18 protein-coding genes are annotated in these 17,815 nt (G+C 55.0%); 14 read left to right on the forward strand and 4 right to left on the reverse strand.

What is annotated here, in order from left to right; translation table 11 throughout:
• Positions 1-141 precede the first annotated feature (141 nt).
• Genes K5Q35_RS13965 through K5Q35_RS13980 form a run of 4 tightly spaced genes read left to right on the forward strand, consistent with a single transcriptional unit; the run spans position 142 to position 3,972 of the window.
• Entirely contained in the window at positions 142-1,287 is a 1,146-nt protein-coding gene (locus tag K5Q35_RS13965; RefSeq protein WP_220799989.1) for an aminomethyltransferase family protein, read from the forward strand.
• A gap of 50 nt (positions 1,288-1,337) precedes the next feature.
• Complete coding sequence (gene dmmA, locus K5Q35_RS13970; protein WP_220799990.1) at positions 1,338-1,934, forward strand: dimethylamine monooxygenase subunit DmmA; 597 nt, start codon at positions 1,338-1,340, stop codon at positions 1,932-1,934.
• The gene (locus tag K5Q35_RS13975) at positions 1,931-2,893 is read left to right on the forward strand and encodes a PDR/VanB family oxidoreductase (protein ID WP_013960559.1); all 963 of its coding nucleotides are present in this window, start codon (positions 1,931-1,933) and stop codon (positions 2,891-2,893) included. The genes dmmA and K5Q35_RS13975 overlap by 4 nt, the downstream gene beginning before the upstream one ends.
• Positions 2,894-2,904: 11 nt before the next feature.
• Entirely contained in the window at positions 2,905-3,972 is a 1,068-nt protein-coding gene (locus K5Q35_RS13980; RefSeq protein WP_220799991.1) for a DUF3445 domain-containing protein, read from the forward strand.
• A 22-nt stretch (positions 3,973-3,994) separates the two neighbouring features.
• On the opposite strand, the gene K5Q35_RS13985 is transcribed toward K5Q35_RS13980, so the two are convergent.
• Positions 3,995-4,624: an XRE family transcriptional regulator gene (locus K5Q35_RS13985; RefSeq protein ID WP_220799992.1), complete on the reverse strand. Its 630-nt coding sequence runs from the start codon at positions 4,622-4,624 to the stop codon at positions 3,995-3,997.
• 155 nt (positions 4,625-4,779) lie between these two features.
• On the opposite strand from K5Q35_RS13985, the gene K5Q35_RS13990 reads away from it, so the two are divergent.
• The 9 genes from K5Q35_RS13990 (at position 4,780) to K5Q35_RS14030 (ending at position 12,414) form a co-directional block, all read left to right on the forward strand.
• Positions 4,780-5,031, forward strand: a complete 252-nt coding sequence (locus K5Q35_RS13990) for a hypothetical protein (protein ID WP_220799993.1) — start codon at positions 4,780-4,782, stop codon at positions 5,029-5,031.
• Between the two features lie 210 nt (positions 5,032-5,241).
• On the forward strand, positions 5,242-5,919 hold the full coding sequence (locus K5Q35_RS13995; RefSeq protein WP_220799994.1) for a sugar transferase: 678 nt from the start codon (positions 5,242-5,244) through the stop codon (positions 5,917-5,919).
• A gap of 137 nt (positions 5,920-6,056) precedes the next feature.
• Positions 6,057-7,880, forward strand: a complete 1,824-nt coding sequence (locus K5Q35_RS14000; protein WP_220799995.1) for an ABC transporter ATP-binding protein — start codon at positions 6,057-6,059, stop codon at positions 7,878-7,880.
• Positions 7,881-8,024: 144 nt separating this feature from the next.
• Positions 8,025-8,165 carry a lasso RiPP family leader peptide-containing protein gene (locus K5Q35_RS14005; protein WP_085977357.1) on the forward strand — a complete coding sequence of 47 codons (141 nt, stop codon included), beginning with the start codon at positions 8,025-8,027 and terminating at the stop codon, positions 8,163-8,165.
• Positions 8,166-8,373: 208 nt separating this feature from the next.
• Positions 8,374-8,661, forward strand: a complete 288-nt coding sequence (locus K5Q35_RS14010) for a PqqD family protein (protein ID WP_220799996.1) — start codon at positions 8,374-8,376, stop codon at positions 8,659-8,661.
• Positions 8,662-8,664: 3 nt separating this feature from the next.
• Positions 8,665-9,096, forward strand: coding sequence for a lasso peptide biosynthesis B2 protein (locus K5Q35_RS14015; protein WP_220799997.1), 432 nt, complete (start codon positions 8,665-8,667; stop codon positions 9,094-9,096).
• A 14-nt stretch (positions 9,097-9,110) separates the two neighbouring features.
• On the forward strand, positions 9,111-10,988 hold the full coding sequence (locus tag K5Q35_RS14020; RefSeq protein WP_259650543.1) for an asparagine synthetase B: 1,878 nt from the start codon (positions 9,111-9,113) through the stop codon (positions 10,986-10,988).
• Complete coding sequence (locus K5Q35_RS14025; RefSeq protein WP_220799998.1) at positions 10,988-11,920, forward strand: hypothetical protein; 933 nt, start codon at positions 10,988-10,990, stop codon at positions 11,918-11,920. Before K5Q35_RS14020 ends, K5Q35_RS14025 begins: the two co-directional genes overlap by 1 nt.
• A 230-nt stretch (positions 11,921-12,150) precedes the next feature.
• A complete protein-coding gene (locus tag K5Q35_RS14030; RefSeq protein ID WP_013960569.1) occupies positions 12,151-12,414 on the forward strand; it encodes a hypothetical protein in 264 nt (87 codons plus the stop codon).
• A gap of 65 nt (positions 12,415-12,479) precedes the next feature.
• Here K5Q35_RS14030 and K5Q35_RS14035 read toward each other — a convergent pair whose 3' ends face one another.
• Complete coding sequence (locus K5Q35_RS14035; RefSeq protein ID WP_220799999.1) at positions 12,480-13,607, reverse strand: glycosyltransferase family 4 protein; 1,128 nt, start codon at positions 13,605-13,607, stop codon at positions 12,480-12,482.
• A 97-nt stretch (positions 13,608-13,704) separates the two neighbouring features.
• Positions 13,705-14,904, reverse strand: a complete 1,200-nt coding sequence (locus tag K5Q35_RS14040) for a nucleotidyltransferase family protein (protein ID WP_013960571.1) — start codon at positions 14,902-14,904, stop codon at positions 13,705-13,707.
• Positions 14,905-15,087: 183 nt separating this feature from the next.
• Here K5Q35_RS14040 and K5Q35_RS14045 point away from each other — a divergent pair, with 183 nt between their 5' ends.
• Complete coding sequence (locus K5Q35_RS14045; RefSeq protein WP_220800000.1) at positions 15,088-16,404, forward strand: nitrous oxide reductase family maturation protein NosD; 1,317 nt, start codon at positions 15,088-15,090, stop codon at positions 16,402-16,404.
• Between the two features lie 10 nt (positions 16,405-16,414).
• Here K5Q35_RS14045 and K5Q35_RS14050 read toward each other — a convergent pair whose 3' ends face one another.
• The gene (locus K5Q35_RS14050; RefSeq protein WP_013960573.1) at positions 16,415-17,644 is read right to left on the reverse strand and encodes a polysaccharide biosynthesis/export family protein; all 1,230 of its coding nucleotides are present in this window, start codon (positions 17,642-17,644) and stop codon (positions 16,415-16,417) included.
• Between the last annotated feature and the right edge of the window lie 171 nt (positions 17,645-17,815).

Consider the following 17,815-nt stretch of genomic DNA (forward strand, 5'->3'; position numbering starts at 1 on the left):
ACGTCAGGAAGCCGCTGTATCAAGCGGCTTCCTGCATTTTCTTGCCTGACAGGAAAATAATTTGCACACGGTTGTTGCTTTTTAAAACAAGCTGAGGCTGAATGCGGCCAAGAAAAGACTCGCATGAACAGGGAGAAAACCATGGCCATTCTATGGAGGCAATCCGCGCTCGCACATCGTCACGCGGCGATTGGCGGAGAATTGGAAGACTGGAACGGGATGGGCACGGCGTGGTTCTATGACCACAGCCCCGAGCGTGCCAAAGCGGATTACGAAGCGATCCGGACCAAAGCCGGGCTTATGGATGTGTCGGGCCTCAAGAAGGTGCATCTTGTCGGGCCTGATGCGGCCTATGTCATTGACCGTGTCACGACCCGGAACGTCGAGAAAATCGCGCCGGGCCGGTCAACTTATGCTGCCATTCTCAACAGCGAAGGCAAATTCATCGACGACTGTGTCATCTATCACCTCAACGTCAATCAATGGCTTGTTGTGCATGGAACCGGCACGGGAATGGAACAATTGACCAGCGTCGCGGCGGGCAAGAATGTTGCAGTGCTTTTCGACGATGATTTGCATGACATCTCGTTGCAGGGGCCTGTGGCCGTCGACTTTCTGGCGCAACATATCGACGGAATCCGCGACCTTGCCTATTTTGGGATCACACACACGCGGCTCTTTGGCCGCGACGTGATGATTTCGCGCACGGGCTATACCGGTGAACGCGGATATGAGATTTTCGTGCGGGCCAAGGATGTGGTGCATGTCTGGGACAATATTTTGTCCGAGGGTGCCAGCATGGGCATCCAGCCTGTGCAGTTCTCCACGCTTGATCTGTTGCGGACCGAATCCTACCTCCTGTTCTATCCCGGCGACAATTCTGAGACCTATCCCTTTGATGATGAGCCTTGTGGCGATACGATCTGGGAGCTGGGGCTTGAGTTCACAGTATCGCCCGGCAAGACCGGGTTCATCGGCGCTGAAAACCACTATGCGCTTGAAGGCAAGGAACGCTTCAAGATCTACGGCGTGCGTCTGGAGGGGACAACGCCCGCGGATGAGGGGGCGGACCTGCTCAAAGATGGTGAGAAAGTTGGCGTGGTCACCTTTGGCATGTATTCTGATTTGAACAGTCATAACGTCGGGATTGCACGCATGCCCAAAGACTGCGCGACGCCGGGTGTCAGCCTGACCGTGCGCAATGGGGATGGAACGGAAATCGCCTGCGTGACAGAAGAAATGCCGTTCTACGACAAAGAAAAGAAAATCCGCTCAGCCAAAGGCTAAGCGTTGTCGGGTGCGCGTTATCGCGCGCCCGTTTCTGCCGAGAGGACATCATGTCGAAGTTTGAATTTCCACCATCCATTCGCAGCCGCCCGATCTATGGCACATTGCAGGCGCGCCCTGGCAAGCAGCACCTGATGATCGCTGATGCGGAAGGGGCACAAGCCATTATCGACGTCGCCACACCCGAATTGATGGCAAAAACTCATATCATTTTTATCGCGCGAGGCACGGCGTATGCAGAAAAACTGCGCGCGCTTGAGCCTGCGCAGTTCTACGAGGGGCCGTCTTACGAAGCCTCCGTGTCGCGCATCCGCCGCGTGTTGCAGGATGCCCATATGGGCCTGCAACTTTATCTCGCGGGCACTGAAGGATTGATGGGGCAGGCCCAGAACGAGGCCATGCAGGCTGGTATTCCGCATACGGCCATCCAGACCGAACATCGTGGGTCTGTTGCCCGGCGCATGCAGTGCGTGCATTGTAAAGGTATAACCGAGGACGTTGAGACCGATCCCTTTGTCTGTTCTCATTGTGGGCTGAACCTGTTTGTGCGCGACCACTATTCGCGCAGGCTGGCCGCCTATCAGGGCGTGTGTATCGACGCGGAAGACCCGGGCAACGTCCCTGAGCCAAAGGCGATCTACCAATGAGTGGCGCAGAGAAGATTGTCGTTCGCGTAACCGAAAAAACCCCGCTGAACGCCCTCGTGACAAGGTTCCGCTTTGAGCCGGTCGCGGGTGGATTGCTGCCGACCTTTTCCGGTGGTGCGCATACGGTGGTTGAGATGCAGGATGGCGACATCACGCGGCTGAACCCTTATTCGCTGATGTCTGATCCGTTTGATCAGACGGCCTATACCATTTCCGTCAGACGAGATGACGAGGGGCGGGGCGGATCGCTGTTCATGCATCAAAAGGTCGAAGTGGGGGATGAGATGGTGATCTCAAACCCGGTGAACCTGTTCAGCCTTGATCTGAGGGCCAAAAAGCATCTGATGATCGCAGGTGGCATCGGGATCACGCCGTTTCTTGCACAGATTAAACAACTGGACCGGGCGCATGGGGCTTGGGAGTTGCATTACGCCTGCCGTTCCAAGGCGCTGGGGTCCTATGTGGACGAACTCACATCAACGCACCCCAATGACGTGCATGTCTATTACGACGATCAGGATCAGGTCATTGATCTGGAAAACCTGCTGGATGGCCAACCGCTGGGCACGCATATCTACGTCTGTGGCCCCAAGGGGATGATCGAATGGGTGCGCGGACAGGCCGAAGCTCTGGGGTGGCCCCGTGAGGCGGTCCACTACGAAGAGTTTCTGGCCCCACAGCCCGGAAAACCGTTTGAGGTCAAACTGGCGATATCGAACAAGGTTATTCAGGTCGGTGAGCAGGAAAGCCTGCTTGAAGCCATCGAACGGGCAGGCGTGGATGCACCTTACCTGTGTCGCGGCGGTGCCTGCGGCATGTGCGAGACCCGCGTGATTGATTATGCTGGGAACTTTATCCACCGCGATCACTGGCTGGATGACGATGAACATAGCAGCGGTGAAAAGATCATGCCCTGTGTATCGCGATTTGAGGGCAAGACCCTCGTGCTGGACCGCTGAGGAGGCCCGGAATGACCATTCAATTCAACGACGAAACTTTTCGCGATGACTACTCGTTCCACAATTCGGAACGGGCCATAAAGCGTTTTCCGTTCCCATTTGACAAAGACAGCTACATGTATGCGGTGAACATGGAACAGCATCGCGGCGGACCTGCAGACAGTGTTTATGAAAAACGCTTCGATGTGGATGAACATTACGTCTCAGAGATGCGCGACCGTGCAAAAGTGCTGGCCGATGACCCGCTGCGCTGTCAGTCGCTGCCTCATATGACTTTGGCGGGCTGGGACTTGCTTGAACTGATTATGGTGTCGAAATCGGAAGACTATCCGGAGTTGTTCGAACTGCACCGCGATGGTGACAAGTGGCGGTGGGTTAACAAGCCCTTGGGCATCGATGACAGCTTTACATTCATGGATGAAACAACGCTGCCCTACGGTCCCATGGAATACATCACCCGGCAGGCGCAGGGCGATTATTGCGTTTTGGATCAACGCGATGACAATCTCTGGATGGATGCGGGGATGGTGACGACGCAAGCGGATTGGAGCCTTGACTTCGACATCGGCATGAACTTTTTCGAGTGGCACGCACCGGTGCCGCTGGCCCATGAAAAAGGGATTTTCGTCAGGGCGCTGAAATTCCTTCTGAACATTCAGCAAGGCGCGCCTGCGCGTCGCCTGAACTGGACGATGACGGTCAACCCGCTGCTGGATACATCGCCGGAAAACTACCACAAATGGGGCATTCAGAAAACGACGCTGACGCCGGAAAATATAGGCGCAAAGCAGCATTTACGCGTTGAATTGCAAACGTTCTTCAGGCTGCCGCGCTCCAACGCGCTGGTGTTTCCGATCCGGTGCTATCTGTGCAGTTTTCAGGACCTGATGACCGTTCCCAAATGGGGCCGGCGTTTGCACCGCGTGATCCGTGATCTGCCCGACGAACTTGCGACCTACAAAGGCTTTATCGACAACCGGCCCCTGATGCTCGATTACCTGTCAGAGTTTGACGATGGCCTGCCCACGTCCTTGGGCATCTGGCCGGAACTGGACACAGAGCCACCGTTGCAAAAGTAACGGCGGCGCTTGGTCTTACGGTTTACGTGTTTTGGGGGTAGCTGATGACGGCCAGATAACGGGCCGGTAATTTGACCAGCTTATCCGGGCCATGCGGGGCGTCCGCGTCGAAAAATAGCGTATCGCCGGGTTTAAGAGGGTGCACGTCGTCGCCGTGACGATAATCGACCTCGCCCTCAAGCATATAGATGGTTTCGATGCCGCCGTGCATGAACGTTGGGAAAACGTCAGATTCAGCCGTGAGCGTGATCAGGTAGGGTTCTACCATGACGCCGGACGCATTGGAGCCGATGTGACCAAGCAATTTATACTGGTGATTGGCGCGGGTGCCCTCGCGGTCAATCTCAACGCCTTCGCCTGCGCGGGTGTGCACGGCGAGACGGCTTTCCTCGAACCGGCGGAAAAAGCTGGTCAGCGGAACCGACAGGGCATTGGCAAGCGTCTGGAGCGTTGTCAGCGAGGGTGACGTATTGCCGTTTTCAATCTTGGAGAGCATCCCGATGGAGATCCCGGTCAGGGCGGATAACTCGGCAACGGTGATACCTTGCTGCTTGCGATAGCCGCGCACCTCACGGCCAATGGCCACTTCGAGAACTTTTTCACGTTCACCATCGCGGGTGCCATGCGGGTCTTGGGAGAGTTTAACAACCATATCGTGATTAACTTTTTCTATATTCACGGTCGAGGCGCTTTCTATTTCTGTGCCGGTGGGAGCGGCACTTTCAAATTGGTATGCCTCTTACCAGAATAGCCACAATTTTCCTGTGATTGCAAAAACTACTAACTAGGGTGAACAAGTTTGCGGGTGTGGAAATTCCTTTGGAGCTGGCAGTTTGCGAGTCAGCGTTTTGCGCCCCCTTTGAACTGGCTAAGCGCTTTACTGTTTGCGAAAATGCGCAAGATCGTCGTCGAACGACTGTCGTGATCAAGCAAGTTACCTTTGTTAACTCTGACAAGCCGACTGCGCATGTCTCTGGCTTTGAAGCGCTGATAGCACTGTCTGACACAGAGTTCGGCCGCATTATTTTTACCGAATCGCACCGGCTAAAACCATCCTGAAATTGTTGAAACCAAAGGGTTCATGGGTCGCGGGGACCATTCGGGTGAAAGCAATTGACCAGAACGCCAACAAATTAACCACTACCTATGCGGGAAGTCGACCTTTTTTGAGATTAGGCAATTTTTTGCTTCCGTTTAACTTAAAATTGGCCGAGAAAAGGTTAAGGATTAGTTAAGTTCTTTAAATAGATGTTTAAGGAGAGAGTGATTATGGCGATGTTCCACCCCGCTGAAGTAGAAAAGCTTGAGCACTGTGAAGAAACCTCTGACGGTTTTGCTCCGTATAAAATCGCTGGCAAGCGCGTTTTCGATTTGGTCTTGGCTCTGGCTATCATTCCGGTGTTGTTTCCTTTGATCGCTGTTTTATGGCTGATGACGAAGCGCGATGGTGGCAGCGGGTTTTTTGGACACAGACGTGTGGGACGCAATGGTAAAGTATTCAGGTGCTGGAAACTGCGCACCATGGTTGTGGATGCAGAAGAAAAGCTGCGTGAGCATCTGAAGGCAAACCCTGCCGCAGCCGAGGAATGGTCCAGAGATCACAAGCTGGATGACGATCCCCGCATTACCCGTCTTGGCCGCTTCTTGCGCAAGACGAGCTTGGACGAACTGCCTCAGATATGGAACGTCATCCGCGGAGAGATGAGTTTCGTCGGACCCCGGCCCATCGTCCGTGTTGAGTTGCACAAATATGGAACGCACCGTCCGGTCTATCTGTCGATGACACCTGGCATTACAGGACTATGGCAGGTTTCCGGACGCAACGACGTCACCTATGATGAGCGTGTGAACTTCGACGTCGAATATGCGAAAGACATTTCGTTGCTTACGGACCTGCGCCTTATTGCAAAGACTGGCCTGTCCGTTGTGGGCGCGACTGGACGATAGGCTAACGGGCGAACGCATATGCGTCCGTGCATCAACAATCGATCATGACATTGTAGTTCTTAACGCGACACCCAAGAATTTGACTGTGGTATTGCGTGATCGACGGTCTTAAACAGACCGTCGAAAGGTACAACAAGATGTCGGCCAAAACCCCCTCTATTACCGGAAAGATCGAACGCTACTTTTCCTTGTGGCGCAAAGTCATTGCGCTATTGAAATACAGCAGCAAGCGGCTTGGTATCTTCGTTTTTATTGCTGCCCTGCTCGAAATCATGCTGGCGCTCGGCGCGCTATTGGCTGTCAAACTCGCCGTTGACGATATTACCCAGTCTGCAAGCGCGAGTGATGGTGTCGATATGGGGCGCGTGCTTGCGGCGATTTCAATCGTCTTGGGCCTGTTTCTGGCGGGCCGTATCATGCATTCGGTGGCAAATTACTTTCGCGCGGCACAAGGATTTGTTGTCAGCGACTATGTGAACCGGGCCATTCAGGAACGCGCTGTGGCCGCTGATCTCAGCTTTTACGACAGTGCGCTTTATTATGACAGTCTTGAGCGGGCGCGACAGGCAGGTGCACAACGCCCCGCACAGGTCATCGCAAATGCGCTGAATGTGTTTCGGGGTGGCATGATGCTCGCGGGCATTGCTGTCGTGTTGTTCATTGTGGAATGGCGGTTGTTGCCCATCAGCCTGATTGCTGTCGGGTTAATGTTGGTGGTGCAGGTGCGTTTCACGCGGCAGCGGTTTTTACTCCAGCGCCGACTTGTGCAAAAAGAGCGCCACGCATCCTATGCAGACTGGCTGATGACGTCACAACCCTTCGCCAAAGAAATCCGGTTGTGGGATATTGGCGCGTATCTGCGCGCCCAATACATGAAAATCCGCAAGGTGGTGCGCAAAGACTACCTTGCGATTGAGCGCCGCAAATCCATCGCGGAAAGCCTCGTCTCAGTCGTGGGAACGCTCGTCGTCTTTGCCTCTGCCGCTTTCATCCTCTACCGTTTTTCCACAGGTCAGGCGGAGCTTTCGGACCTGATCATGGTGGTCCTGTTGCTGGTGCGCGCAGAAACCGCGGGTCGGGATTTTGTGATGAGCCTGTCCCGGCTCTATGATGATCAGCTGTTTCTGAATCAACTGTTCGTATTCCTCGATCTTAAGCCTGTGATGGCGACCGGTGAGGTTCCCAAACCACTGCCTGCGGAAGTGAAACAAGGCGTTGCCCTTGAGCATGTGACTTTCTCTTATCCGACGTCAGAGAAACCGGCTTTGGAAGATGTATCGCTGCGCATCCGGCCGGGGCAGTTTACTGCGCTTGTGGGTGGTAATGGGTCCGGTAAAACAACGCTGATCAAACTCTTGTGCCGTCTTTACGACCCTCAGGAAGGCAATGTGACCTATGACGGGTTGGATGTTCAGGACTTTGACCCGGTCGCATATCGCAAGCAATTCAGTGTCATTTTCCAGGATTTCGTTCAATTTGCCTACACGGGACGGGACAACATTCGACTGGCCGATTTGGGCCGGGACGGCAACGACGCGCGTCTGCTTGATGTGGCGCGATTGACGGGTGCGCATGAGGTTCTCGAGGATTTGCCGCATGGGTATGATACGGTGCTGTCGCGCATGTTTGATGGCGGTGTTGAGCTGTCTGGCGGGCAGTGGCAGAAAATTGCGCTCTCGCGGGCGATGTTTCCCGAATCGAAATTCATCATTCTGGACGAACCGACCAGTGCAATTGATCCAAATGCGGAGGCAGAACTGTTTGACGGCTTCCGCGATAAGCTCGAGGGGCGCGGTGCTTTGGTGATCAGCCACAGGCTGTCCACGATCCGGCAAGCAGACTATACATACGTGTTAGACAACGGAAAAATTGTCGAAGAAGGCACGCATGCGCAACTTATTGGCCAAAACGGGCGGTATGCTGAAATGTTTGAAAGGCAGGGACGTGGCTACCGGAGCTAGAATCCATGTCCTAAATATTAAGCATGGCGCAGTTTATAGGCGAAAAAGCGTTAAAGCCTTATAATAAAACTTGAGAATTCCCCTAGAAGACCGATATAGTTAATACGCGTTAACTATTTCTGGTTAATATTTGAAGGAGAAGTCATGACTAAAGCTGTATACGAAGCGCCTGTACTGCGCTCGCATGGCAAAGTTGAAGCTGTAACAAAAGGTGGTTCCACAGGTTCCTCCCTTGACGCAGCGTTCCCAGCTGGCACGCCATTCGCAGACTTGACACTGTCCTAATCGGCAGGTTCGACGCTATTTTGGCGTCAGTCTAAGTTAACTCCGCCGGAGTCCGGGTAAACCGGTCTCCGGCATTTTTTTGTACTATTGCCAAAGCGACGTTTTCCCATAACTTTTTGTGGTTTACGTGATCACCGTTTCAAGCAATCTTTACGCATACTGCGTTTCCGGTGTCGTACACCAAATAGAATTAAAGTGGATCGACCTTATGGTATCTGAAAAGTGTTATGTCGCGCAATCTGACGTTGTTGATTGCGATATTGGTGGGGACAGAGCGTTGCTGCATCTTCAAACCAATACGTATTTTACGATGAATGCCACTGCGTCGGCCTTGTGGCTGGGCCTGTCCGAACCTAAATCTTTGAATGAGATGGTTCAGATTGTGACAGAAAAATTCGATGTGACGGATGATCAATGCAGAGCAGACATCGAATCCCTTGTGGGCCAGATGGTTGAGGCGAATGTGGTCAAGGTCGTGCCGAATGAGGCCGAGTGATACATGCGCGCTATTCGTTGGGCAGGGATTTATAGTTTAAGTCTGCTGATTGTTCTGGTGGTACGCGTCGGTCTTTGGGTCACGCGGTATCAACGTATCCGGACGGCCCTCGTGCGCCCGTGTCCGGATGATCCGCAGATGGCGCGGCGGGCGACGGTGGCGCGTGTGACGCATGCCGTGTCTCAGATTTCTCGATTTATCCCGGATGCCAGCTGCCTGACGCAGACGATTTCCTGTCAGGCGATCCTGTCATGGAAGGGCATACCGTCGACAATCACAATGGGTCTCAAGAAAGAGGATGAAACGACTCTGAAAGCGCATGCATGGCTGAGTTGGAATGCGCAGGTTGTTCTCGAAGGAAATGAAGGCACAGTGCTGGATTTTAACAAGATCCTTGATTTGCCGACGCCCGTGCGTCCCCCCGTCTCTTTATGATGCATTCGTTTGTCTTGCGGATACCCCTTGCTGGATCCGCGTCCGCTCCTCCGGTTGAGCCTGCGCGTCTGGCGCGCCTGCAGGATCAGGGATGGCGTCTGACGCAGCCCATGGCTGGTGTCGATGGTGCCACGACAGGGGATGCAGGGTACTGTGAGGCTGCGGACTGGGGTGCATGTGGCCTCGCGTTTCTGCAGGACCGTGATGGCGTCACTCATCAGCTTGATATGTCCCCACAGCAGGCTGCTGAAAAGTCTGATCTGGAACTGCTGCTCGATTTGCGCTTGGCCAAGGGTCAGGATTTCATACACACCGTTTACGGTTCGTTTTCACTTGTTTTCATCCACAAGGAAACAGGTCGTTTTGAGGCATACCGAGACCACTTGGGCGTTTACCCGCTTTATTATACGGTCTCGGATGGCGCGGTGACATGTGCGTCGGATCTGCGCGCATGTCTGCATTTGTCTGGTGTCGCATTAAGCGCCGATGCTGTTCGGATTGCGGATTTCATCAAGGGCGATGAAGTTGATTTTGACAGGACAGCCTTTGATGCTGTGCTGCGGCTACCGCCGGCACATAAGCTTGATCCTGCAAACCAAACCGTGTCGCCCCGGCGGTATTGGAAACTGGAGATACCGCAAGAAACCGTGAGCACAGATTGCGCCGAGCAATTGCGTGACGCGCTGCAAGCGGCGACCCTTGCATGTATGCGCCCCGAAGGGAGCGTTGGCGCGATGCTGAGCGGGGGATTGGATTCCTCGGCACTTGCCGGGCTTGCCGCAAAACAGTCGGGCGCTCCTGTGCAAACGGTGTCCTTTGTTTATGGCGCAGACAAGGCGTATGACGAAACGCGCTATATCGATGCGGCGAATGAGACATTCGGGAGCATCCCGCACAAAATAGCGATTGCGGGTGCGCCGCCGCTGGATGACCTTGCCACGGTCCTTGATGAACAGATGGATTTGTTTCTGGCACCGGGCCTGCCCAAAGCACGGCAAATCTATCCCCATGCACGTGCCTTGGGATTAAGCGCCGTGATCGATGGGCACGGCGGGGATGAGGTCATTTCGCATGGCTACGGTCGTTTGGTCGAGCTGGCGACACATCGAAAATTCTCGCTGCTTTATCGCGAAGCACGCGGTGCGGCGAAGGTCCATAGTCTCCCGTTTCTCGCCCTTTTTTCCAGCCATATTGCCCACTATAGCGGAATGGGACCAAGAAACCCGCTGCGCAGGCTGTTCCTCAAGCTGGCGCGCTATCAGACAAAGCGTTCGTCGATATCCGGATGGTCAGGAACGCCAATCTCGCTGATCACGTCGGATCTGCAGGAAAGAATTGCCGCAACTGAGAGATATGCACCCGACCCGCTTTTGAAAACCAAGGCGGATTTCAATCGAGCCGAAAGCCTGACGCATTTAAGGGCACTGAATGCCCCTTTGATGGCGCAGGCGTTTGAAGTTTTTCACCGCTCCGCCACTGCTGCCGAGGTGTTGCCCAGATACCCGTTTTTCGACCGTCGTGTTATTTCGCTGTGCCTTGCCTTTCCCGCTGAAATGAAACTGCGCGATGGCCGCAGCAGGTGGATTCTGCGTGAAGCGATGCGTGATATTCTGCCCGAGAGTATCCGAACACGGGCAGATAAAGCGGAATTTGGAGACGAAATTTTTGATGTGGTGCGCAATTTTTACAGTGACAAAGAAGTCAGCTTTTTCGAGCCAATGAGCGATTTCGTCAGTGTTGATGCCGCTGAGCAATTGCGCAAACAAGTAATTGTGCGTGAAGTCACAGACGTGGCTGCAATTCGAGCGTTGTGGCGACTGGCTGTTCTAAGCTATTGGATTAAAGGGCTTAAGGGGTGGTGTGACGCACAGGCTAAAGGGATATTGATTTGATGGAACCTCACTATTACGCTGTGTTTGGACTCACGCTTGCGTCGGATTTTCTGTGTGATGTGCTGGAACCGGTTGACCCTGTTGCGGGCAGTGATGTGGTGCGCGTGCTCCGCACAACGGGTCTGCGCCCGTCGCGCCCACCGGAAATCGACCCCTATTTCGATATTCAGCCCGACAAGCAGTATATGAATTGGAACGCGGTTGGTGCGTTTTGCATCGACGACCCGTCGACGGTCCGAATTGACCCTCAGGACGGTGTGTCAGATCATTTGGTGTCGCAGGCTCTTCTGGGCCTCGTCATGTCTCTGGTGCTGGAGCGGCGTGGCGTTTTGTGCCTGCACGCGAGTGCTGTGTCGGTGCAAGGTCATGCAGCGCTCTTTTTGGGGGATAAGGGGGCCGGGAAATCGACGACCAGCGCCGCATTGGTAGCGCGCGGGCATGTGCCGATCACGGATGATCTGGTGGCCGTGGGCCGGACCCTGTCCGAAGATGAGACGCTGACGGTCCAGCCCGGGTTTTCCAGCATGAAACTCTGGCCAGACTCGATCGAAGCGCTCGGTTTGGGCGATGAGGCGAGTGACAGGCTTATCCATCCGTCATTGCCCAAAGTACAAAAGCGCATGGCAACGCCGATTGCCGAGGCGGCAGTCCCATTGGGCAGCCTGTTCATGTTGCGCAGAAGTGACGACGTGAGCGCGCCGCAGGCCGTTCGGTTGCCACCGCATAAGGCGCTTGAAACGGTGTTGCGGTATACCTTCATGGCCCGCTACGGTGAAACCCGATTGGGGCAGAACCACCTGATCAGTCACCTTAAACGCTGTGGTGCGGTTGTGTCTCAAGCGCCCGTATTTGAACTGTTGGTGCCCGCGGACTTGTCCCGGTTGGACGATCTGACCCAGACCATTGAGCAGTTCGTCGATCCCACCTTTTGACCGCCGATCCCTCTGTCGGAAGTAGACTGCATTCACAAAGGCGACTTTCCTGAGAATCATGGCGTCGTGCGGCAAAGAAACCAAGCGCTCGGAAAATTGGCGCGCGCGAAAACAACGCGCCCTGCACGGATTTCCTAATCAGGCGTTCGGTGGGTTTTCAATTTGCAAGGACATCTGGGGGCATAAGGTCACGCTCAAACCGTCAATCTTCCCAAACAAAGTGAGTGAAAATGTCTGATCCTTTCAAACACCATAGCCCCGGCCTGAATGCACCTGCTTTTGGGGCTTTTGAGATTGCGCCAGATGATGGCACACCCCTGTCACACGTGACGCGCGCGGTTTACGTGGGAACAGAAGGCAACCTGACGGTTACAATGGCGCATGGTCAAACGGTTAACCTCACATCAGTTCAGCCCGGCATGATCTACCCGATCCGCTGCACGGTTGTGCATCAAACAGGCACGACAGCGTCGGGCATTGTGGGGCTTTACTAGCGCAGGGGGCGTCTTTCAGCCTGCGCGCAGCCACTCAATGACAAGTGCGCCACCGCATGTCGTTGTCAGCCTTGCGTGCTGGCCGCCTGATATACGCGTATGGTATCTTGGACCATGGCCTGCACCGTGCGGTACAAAGCCATCTGTTGCGCCTCGGCGCCAAAGGCGTGGCGTAATTCGGTATCTGTCGCGAGTGTGACCAACCGCTCGGCAATTTCGGATGCACCGCTATCAGTTGGCAGCACAAAACCGTTTGCGCCCTCAACGACGGTTTCTTCGACGCCGCCAACGGCAGTGGTCACTATCGGCACCCCGGCATGCAGGGCCTCAAGCAGGGTGTAGGGCATCGCTTCGTAATGGCTGGTCATGCAGAACACATCCAGGCCGGGAAACAGGGCAGGTCCATTTTGCCATCCCAAAAACCGAATGGCGTTGGCGGTATTCATCTCTTCAGCGGCCTGGCGCAATGATCCATCCCCAATCACAAGCCCCCGCAGTTTCGGGGCGTGCTGTGCTGCCAGTGTGACCGCCTCGACGAAACGCAGCGGTGCTTTTTGCGCATCCAGCCGGCCGATGAATCCGACCGCCACGTCATCCGGCGCAAGCCCCATAAAGGCGCGTGCTGCTGCGCGGTCGGCATCATCGGGCAGGGCTGCACCATTCACCACGGTGGTCAGTTTCTGCGCTTTGATGCCAAGTCCGATGGCGTGTTCATATTCCGCCGTGCTCACGGTGATGATTTGATCACCACGCGGGGCCAGCACCCGTTCGATGGTGCCATAGATGCGTCTGGCCCGCCCGCCCATGTCCGGGTCCATCGTGCGAAACGCATGTGGCGTGTAAATCTTCGCCCCGGGGATACTGCGTGGCAGCAAGCGTATCAATGCGCCGGCCTTGGAGCTGTGGCCATGTATAATATCAAATGGCCCTTGTATCCGCAGCAGTGATTTGAGTGCGCGCAGACTGCTTGCATCTGCCAATCCAACCGCGCGGTGCATGGCCAGTGGCAGGTTGCTTACCCCCTCCATGGCCAACAGCCTTGAGCGAAAGTCGTCCTGCGCCCGTACGGCTGACCAGATCACCGTGACATCATGGCCAGACTGGGCGAGCCCCTCGGCAAGATCAAGCGCGTGGCGCCCGGACCCGCCGCCAGAGGTTTCCAGAACAAGCGCAATTCTAAGCGGCTGCGTCATGGTATCTGATGTCCTTGAAAAGTTTCTGTTTGGTCGTGACGGCGCTGCGCGATGCGCGAGCCCAGTGTAAATATGCTGCCCGTGATGCGCGCTTTGATCAGTCCGCTTTTTTGCCGCCGCGGTCACGGGTTCGTTCCATCAGGTGAATAAAACGAGGGAAAACATAGAGCCAGCGTAAACCGCGTGGCAGTGGAAACCGTGTGTATTGGCGGATCGTCGGCTGCCAGACTTGGAGCGAGTGACGTAGGCGCGCTCTGCGAATGAGGCTGGCATCCGCCTGCCAGTCGAACATGAACTCCCCGCCCTTCATGTTGAAACCGATACGTTTTTCGAGGTCGAGATCACCAGACAAATTACGCAGGCTGAGTTCCAGAAATTTGAAACCCCGCCACAATTCCGGCGCGTCATCCCATGATTGCTCGGGTGACATGAGCCGCTGCATTTCAAGGCTGGCCTCAACCGTGCCGCGCTGATTTAGCTTGTCTGCCAGTGCCACGGCCTCATCAACGTCAAAATCAGGTGAATTGACCAGCGCATCAATATCGCTCAGCCAGTGCAGCCGGGACCAGACATGCCGGGCATGGTGGTGGCACAGGTAATTGAACAGAAATGCAGGCGGCATTGTCATGAACTCTTTGCCACCCAGCACGGCGGGTATAGCCTGCGCAAAGACATCCTCGCGCGCGAAGATTCCGGAGTATTTATCCAGCTTGACCTGCAGATCAATCGCCATGCCTTCAGGCGTCAAAAGGCTGGCATCGTTGCGGTAATGAAGGGCCGCGTCAATCTCGGAAGGTTCAGTCAACGGATGCTCCGCTTGGCCCGGCACGACAAACTGATATCCGGCTTCAATCGCGGTAAGCACGATAGGGCGCAGCGTTTCGGGGCGCACCAGAACGTCTATATCTCGGCAAGGTCGCAATCCAAGATCCGGGTAATACTGACTTACAAGACTGATGCCTTTGAAAAACAACGCCTCCGCACCAAGCGGATCAAGGCATTTTTCCTTGAATTGATGCTGGGCAGAAACGAGCAACATGTTCCGGATAGCAGATGCATTGGCAGCAGTTTTTAGTTCGTCATGCACCTTTTGCGGTACGCAATCAGGGTTCATGCGGCCAAGGTGCATCCGCATGTTGGGCAGGCTGAAGTTGCGCATGGCTGTCGCCACAAAGCTGTCCCAGTCGGTGACTTGCCGTGCGAGCGATTCGGCCGCCCGCTGTTCATCTTGCGTAAAGCCGATTTTAGCAAAGGCGACATGCAGGCGCATTTCCGCTGTATTGAGGCTGGAATTCATTGGGTGCTTACAATTCCTAGGGTTCGGCTACGTTTGCCAGAAAAAACGGCTCATTTCTATTGATAAGTCTGTGACGCGATGGCTTCCAGTGCCCAGATGCGGTTTTATATCTATAAGTTCGTAGCAATATGGACAAAAGCGGGGTGATTGAGATGATCTGGGTCAAAATGGAATGAATAAACTATGAAGCGTGTCAAAATGAGCGCCATTTTCAAGGGCAGTCGTCATCTGATTTTTGCGCTGTTGGCGTTAGCAGCCAGCTTTGCGTCGCCTGTTCAGGCGTCAAATCAGGCTGGGGGCTGGTGTGTTGGTGCACTGGAAATGCTGGCAAACAAGGGCCTGAGCACGCCTGCCATGGCGCAGCATCTATTGGCTCTGCAGAGTGTTCCGGTCATCGAAGAAAACCCTGACCGGCTGGTCTTTGTGTCCGATCGTGCTGCGCGCGGAGGGGACGGGTCCCAAGCACGTCCGTTGCAACAGTTGCAGGTTGCATTGAACAATGCGCGCCCCGGGGACAAAATCGTTGTGCAGCCGGGAAACTACCGACCTGTCGTGATGCGTACGTCGGGTACGCCGTCGGCCCCGATTATCATTGCGGCGCAAACGGATGGCGCAGAGCGCGCCGTGATCGATGGGACGGGCAGAGAAACACGGGGGTTAATCGAAATCCGCGGTGCAAGCCATATTACCGTCTCAGGTTTCCGTCTGCAGAATGCCGCCCGCGATGGGATTTTTGTCGAAGGCACCGATGAAGGAGAGCGCGACATCCGTATTCTCAACAACGACATTGATACGACCGGTAACTCTGCGATCTATGTCGGCGGAATCGTCATGCGCTATGTCACCAAGGTCGATGAATACCGTTTGTTCGATGTGCTGGTTCAGGGCAACAGGATGACCAACACGAATTTCCCCAAAGGCGTGAATGAAGCTATTTCCCTAGGCGGCGGCGTGGATGGGTTTGTGATCCGAAACAATTACATATTCGATACACGCCAGTATGGGATTGACGCCAAGGCAGGGGCGATCAACGGGTCGATCACGGACAATGTTATGCATGGGATCGATCGGCACGGCATTTATATTGACTCAGGCAGCCGGACAGTCGCGAATATTGACGTGCGGCGCAACGCCGTATTTGGCGTCCAGAACGGGATCGTTCTGGCGAGAGAATCGGGGCGTGATCCGCTCCATCCGAACCTTGATCGCATTCAGGTGGTCGATAACCTTGTCTTTGACAGCAATGGTTTCGGCATCATGGTCTATCGCCACAAGGACGACGCCGGGATCGGTAAGTTCAGCAATATCACCATAGCCGAGAACTGCATTTGCGGCGTCAAACGGGACGCGGTGCGGCTGGGCGGTATCGGAGATTTCGCACAAGACGTCAAAGTCGAGCGTAACATCATCCTGTCATCCGGTGGGGATGTCTGGAACAAAATCGGTGCCGAGGTGCAAGACAATGGCGACCTGCAACCCGCGCTGAACTGCCCATCCTGACGCGTTATTTTCAGTTGTAGGTAAAGATCACTTCAACAACGTCGCCGGGGCGCAAGAGCGTGTCCGGCGTGACTTCTGTGCTTGTCTCGCTCGCCCCGTTTTGACGGTGCAGGATGAACGTAAGCTCTGTGGAGTCGTCCTGTTCAACGGTGAAGGTGCCGAGCGCCAATTCACGATTGAGACTGGTCAGGCGCGCGCGCGCTTCGTCGTAGTCGCGCTCAAACTTGGCTTTCTCATCCATCAATGCTTGAACGAAATCGGCGTCCAGCCCCTGTTTTTCAATCATCAGGGACTGTAGTTCGCTCTCTGCGGCGGCGAGGTCGGCTTGTGTTGTCAGCAAGCGTGACGAGGCGTTAAGCGCCCCCTCGCGTGCATTATCGAGAGAGTTGACGGTGGTCAGCCCACGGTTCGAAAGCTGCAGAACATCCTGAAGCCTTTCTTCTTCGATCTCTGATGCTGTTTGAAACTGCGACAGCGCGGTTTCAAGAAACTCCGTGCGTTTCTTGGTCAGAACGATGCGTGCTGCGTTGTCTTCGCGTTCCCGGTCCAGCTGCGCGCGTGCGCCATCAATCATCCGCCGAAAGTTCTCAACATCGCGGCTGTCGAGACGGTCAACGATAATCTGGAATTCTTCATCAATCGGGGCGTCACTGTCCGCACCGGACAGCATGACGTCGATGCGCCAGAGTTCGGCCGCAAGCCAGGCTTCGGTCTCGCGCAACTCGGCCTGCCGGGTGCGGAAGTTCGCCAGTTGGTCAACGCGTTCTGTCTGTCCCGCCAGGGCGTTACCCCCGGCCGAACCGATGGCGGCACGCACGTTCAGGCCCGGTTCAAAAGGAACGCGGCCCGGTGCAGCAACGGCCCCGACCACCGTCACGGGACGGTAGGTGTCGATATCAAGGAAAATGTCCTGTTCATCCAGTACGATCACCGAGGATATGCCGTTCTGGACAGAACGGATTTGCCGGCCTGCCACAGCCAGCGAAATATCCTGCGACAACTCATCAAGCGTTTTGTTCGCAGCGAGATGTGTGCCCAAATAGGGCAGGCGAATTTCGCCCGCTGTGTCGACTGTTCCGATGTAGGAATGGTTATCCAACTCGATGATCTGGACCAAAATACGATCACCGGGCGCGAGCCGATAAGGTTCAGCCACCGCACCCGTTGCAAATGCGCAGACCAGCCCAAGTGCGAAGGTGCCCGCCGCACGTCCCAGAATATGCGTCAAAGACTTACCCATAACAAACACCGACCCGATTTAAGCACATCGTTTTACCCTTTCACTTGACGAGCAGACACTGCCCCGGTTTCACGAGTTTTGTCCAGAGTGTGCGGCGCGTGAAATATACCCAGAACCGCATTGTCTTCAAAATAGTATGATTTGACGGCAGAGTATTGGCGACATTCGGAC

It is taken from the genome of Roseobacter sp. OBYS 0001 (genome assembly GCF_019654895.1).
Lineage (GTDB): Bacteria > Pseudomonadota > Alphaproteobacteria > Rhodobacterales > Rhodobacteraceae > Roseobacter > Roseobacter litoralis.

Excerpts from the sequence above, each read along its gene's own strand:
- dmmA (WP_220799990.1), top strand. The coding sequence starts at position 1,338 with ATGTCGAAGTTTGAATTTCCACCATCCATTCGCAGCCGCCCGATCTAT.
- K5Q35_RS13980 (WP_220799991.1), top strand. The coding sequence starts at position 2,905 with ATGACCATTCAATTCAACGACGAAACTTTTCGCGATGACTACTCGTTC.
- K5Q35_RS14040 (WP_013960571.1), bottom strand. The coding sequence starts at position 14,904 with ATGAATTCCAGCCTCAATACAGCGGAAATGCGCCTGCATGTCGCCTTT.
- K5Q35_RS14050 (WP_013960573.1), bottom strand. The coding sequence starts at position 17,644 with ATGGGTAAGTCTTTGACGCATATTCTGGGACGTGCGGCGGGCACCTTC.
- K5Q35_RS13965 (WP_220799989.1), top strand. The coding sequence starts at position 142 with ATGGCCATTCTATGGAGGCAATCCGCGCTCGCACATCGTCACGCGGCG.
- K5Q35_RS14025 (WP_220799998.1), top strand. The coding sequence starts at position 10,988 with ATGGAACCTCACTATTACGCTGTGTTTGGACTCACGCTTGCGTCGGAT.
- K5Q35_RS14045 (WP_220800000.1), top strand. The coding sequence starts at position 15,088 with ATGAAGCGTGTCAAAATGAGCGCCATTTTCAAGGGCAGTCGTCATCTG.
- K5Q35_RS14015 (WP_220799997.1), top strand. The coding sequence starts at position 8,665 with ATGCGCGCTATTCGTTGGGCAGGGATTTATAGTTTAAGTCTGCTGATT.
- K5Q35_RS13975 (WP_013960559.1), top strand. The coding sequence starts at position 1,931 with ATGAGTGGCGCAGAGAAGATTGTCGTTCGCGTAACCGAAAAAACCCCG.
- K5Q35_RS14005 (WP_085977357.1), top strand. The coding sequence starts at position 8,025 with ATGACTAAAGCTGTATACGAAGCGCCTGTACTGCGCTCGCATGGCAAA.
- K5Q35_RS13995 (WP_220799994.1), top strand. The coding sequence starts at position 5,242 with ATGGCGATGTTCCACCCCGCTGAAGTAGAAAAGCTTGAGCACTGTGAA.
- K5Q35_RS14035 (WP_220799999.1), bottom strand. The coding sequence starts at position 13,607 with ATGACGCAGCCGCTTAGAATTGCGCTTGTTCTGGAAACCTCTGGCGGC.
- K5Q35_RS14000 (WP_220799995.1), top strand. The coding sequence starts at position 6,057 with ATGTCGGCCAAAACCCCCTCTATTACCGGAAAGATCGAACGCTACTTT.
- K5Q35_RS14030 (WP_013960569.1), top strand. The coding sequence starts at position 12,151 with ATGTCTGATCCTTTCAAACACCATAGCCCCGGCCTGAATGCACCTGCT.
- K5Q35_RS14010 (WP_220799996.1), top strand. The coding sequence starts at position 8,374 with ATGGTATCTGAAAAGTGTTATGTCGCGCAATCTGACGTTGTTGATTGC.
- K5Q35_RS13985 (WP_220799992.1), bottom strand. The coding sequence starts at position 4,624 with ATGGTTGTTAAACTCTCCCAAGACCCGCATGGCACCCGCGATGGTGAA.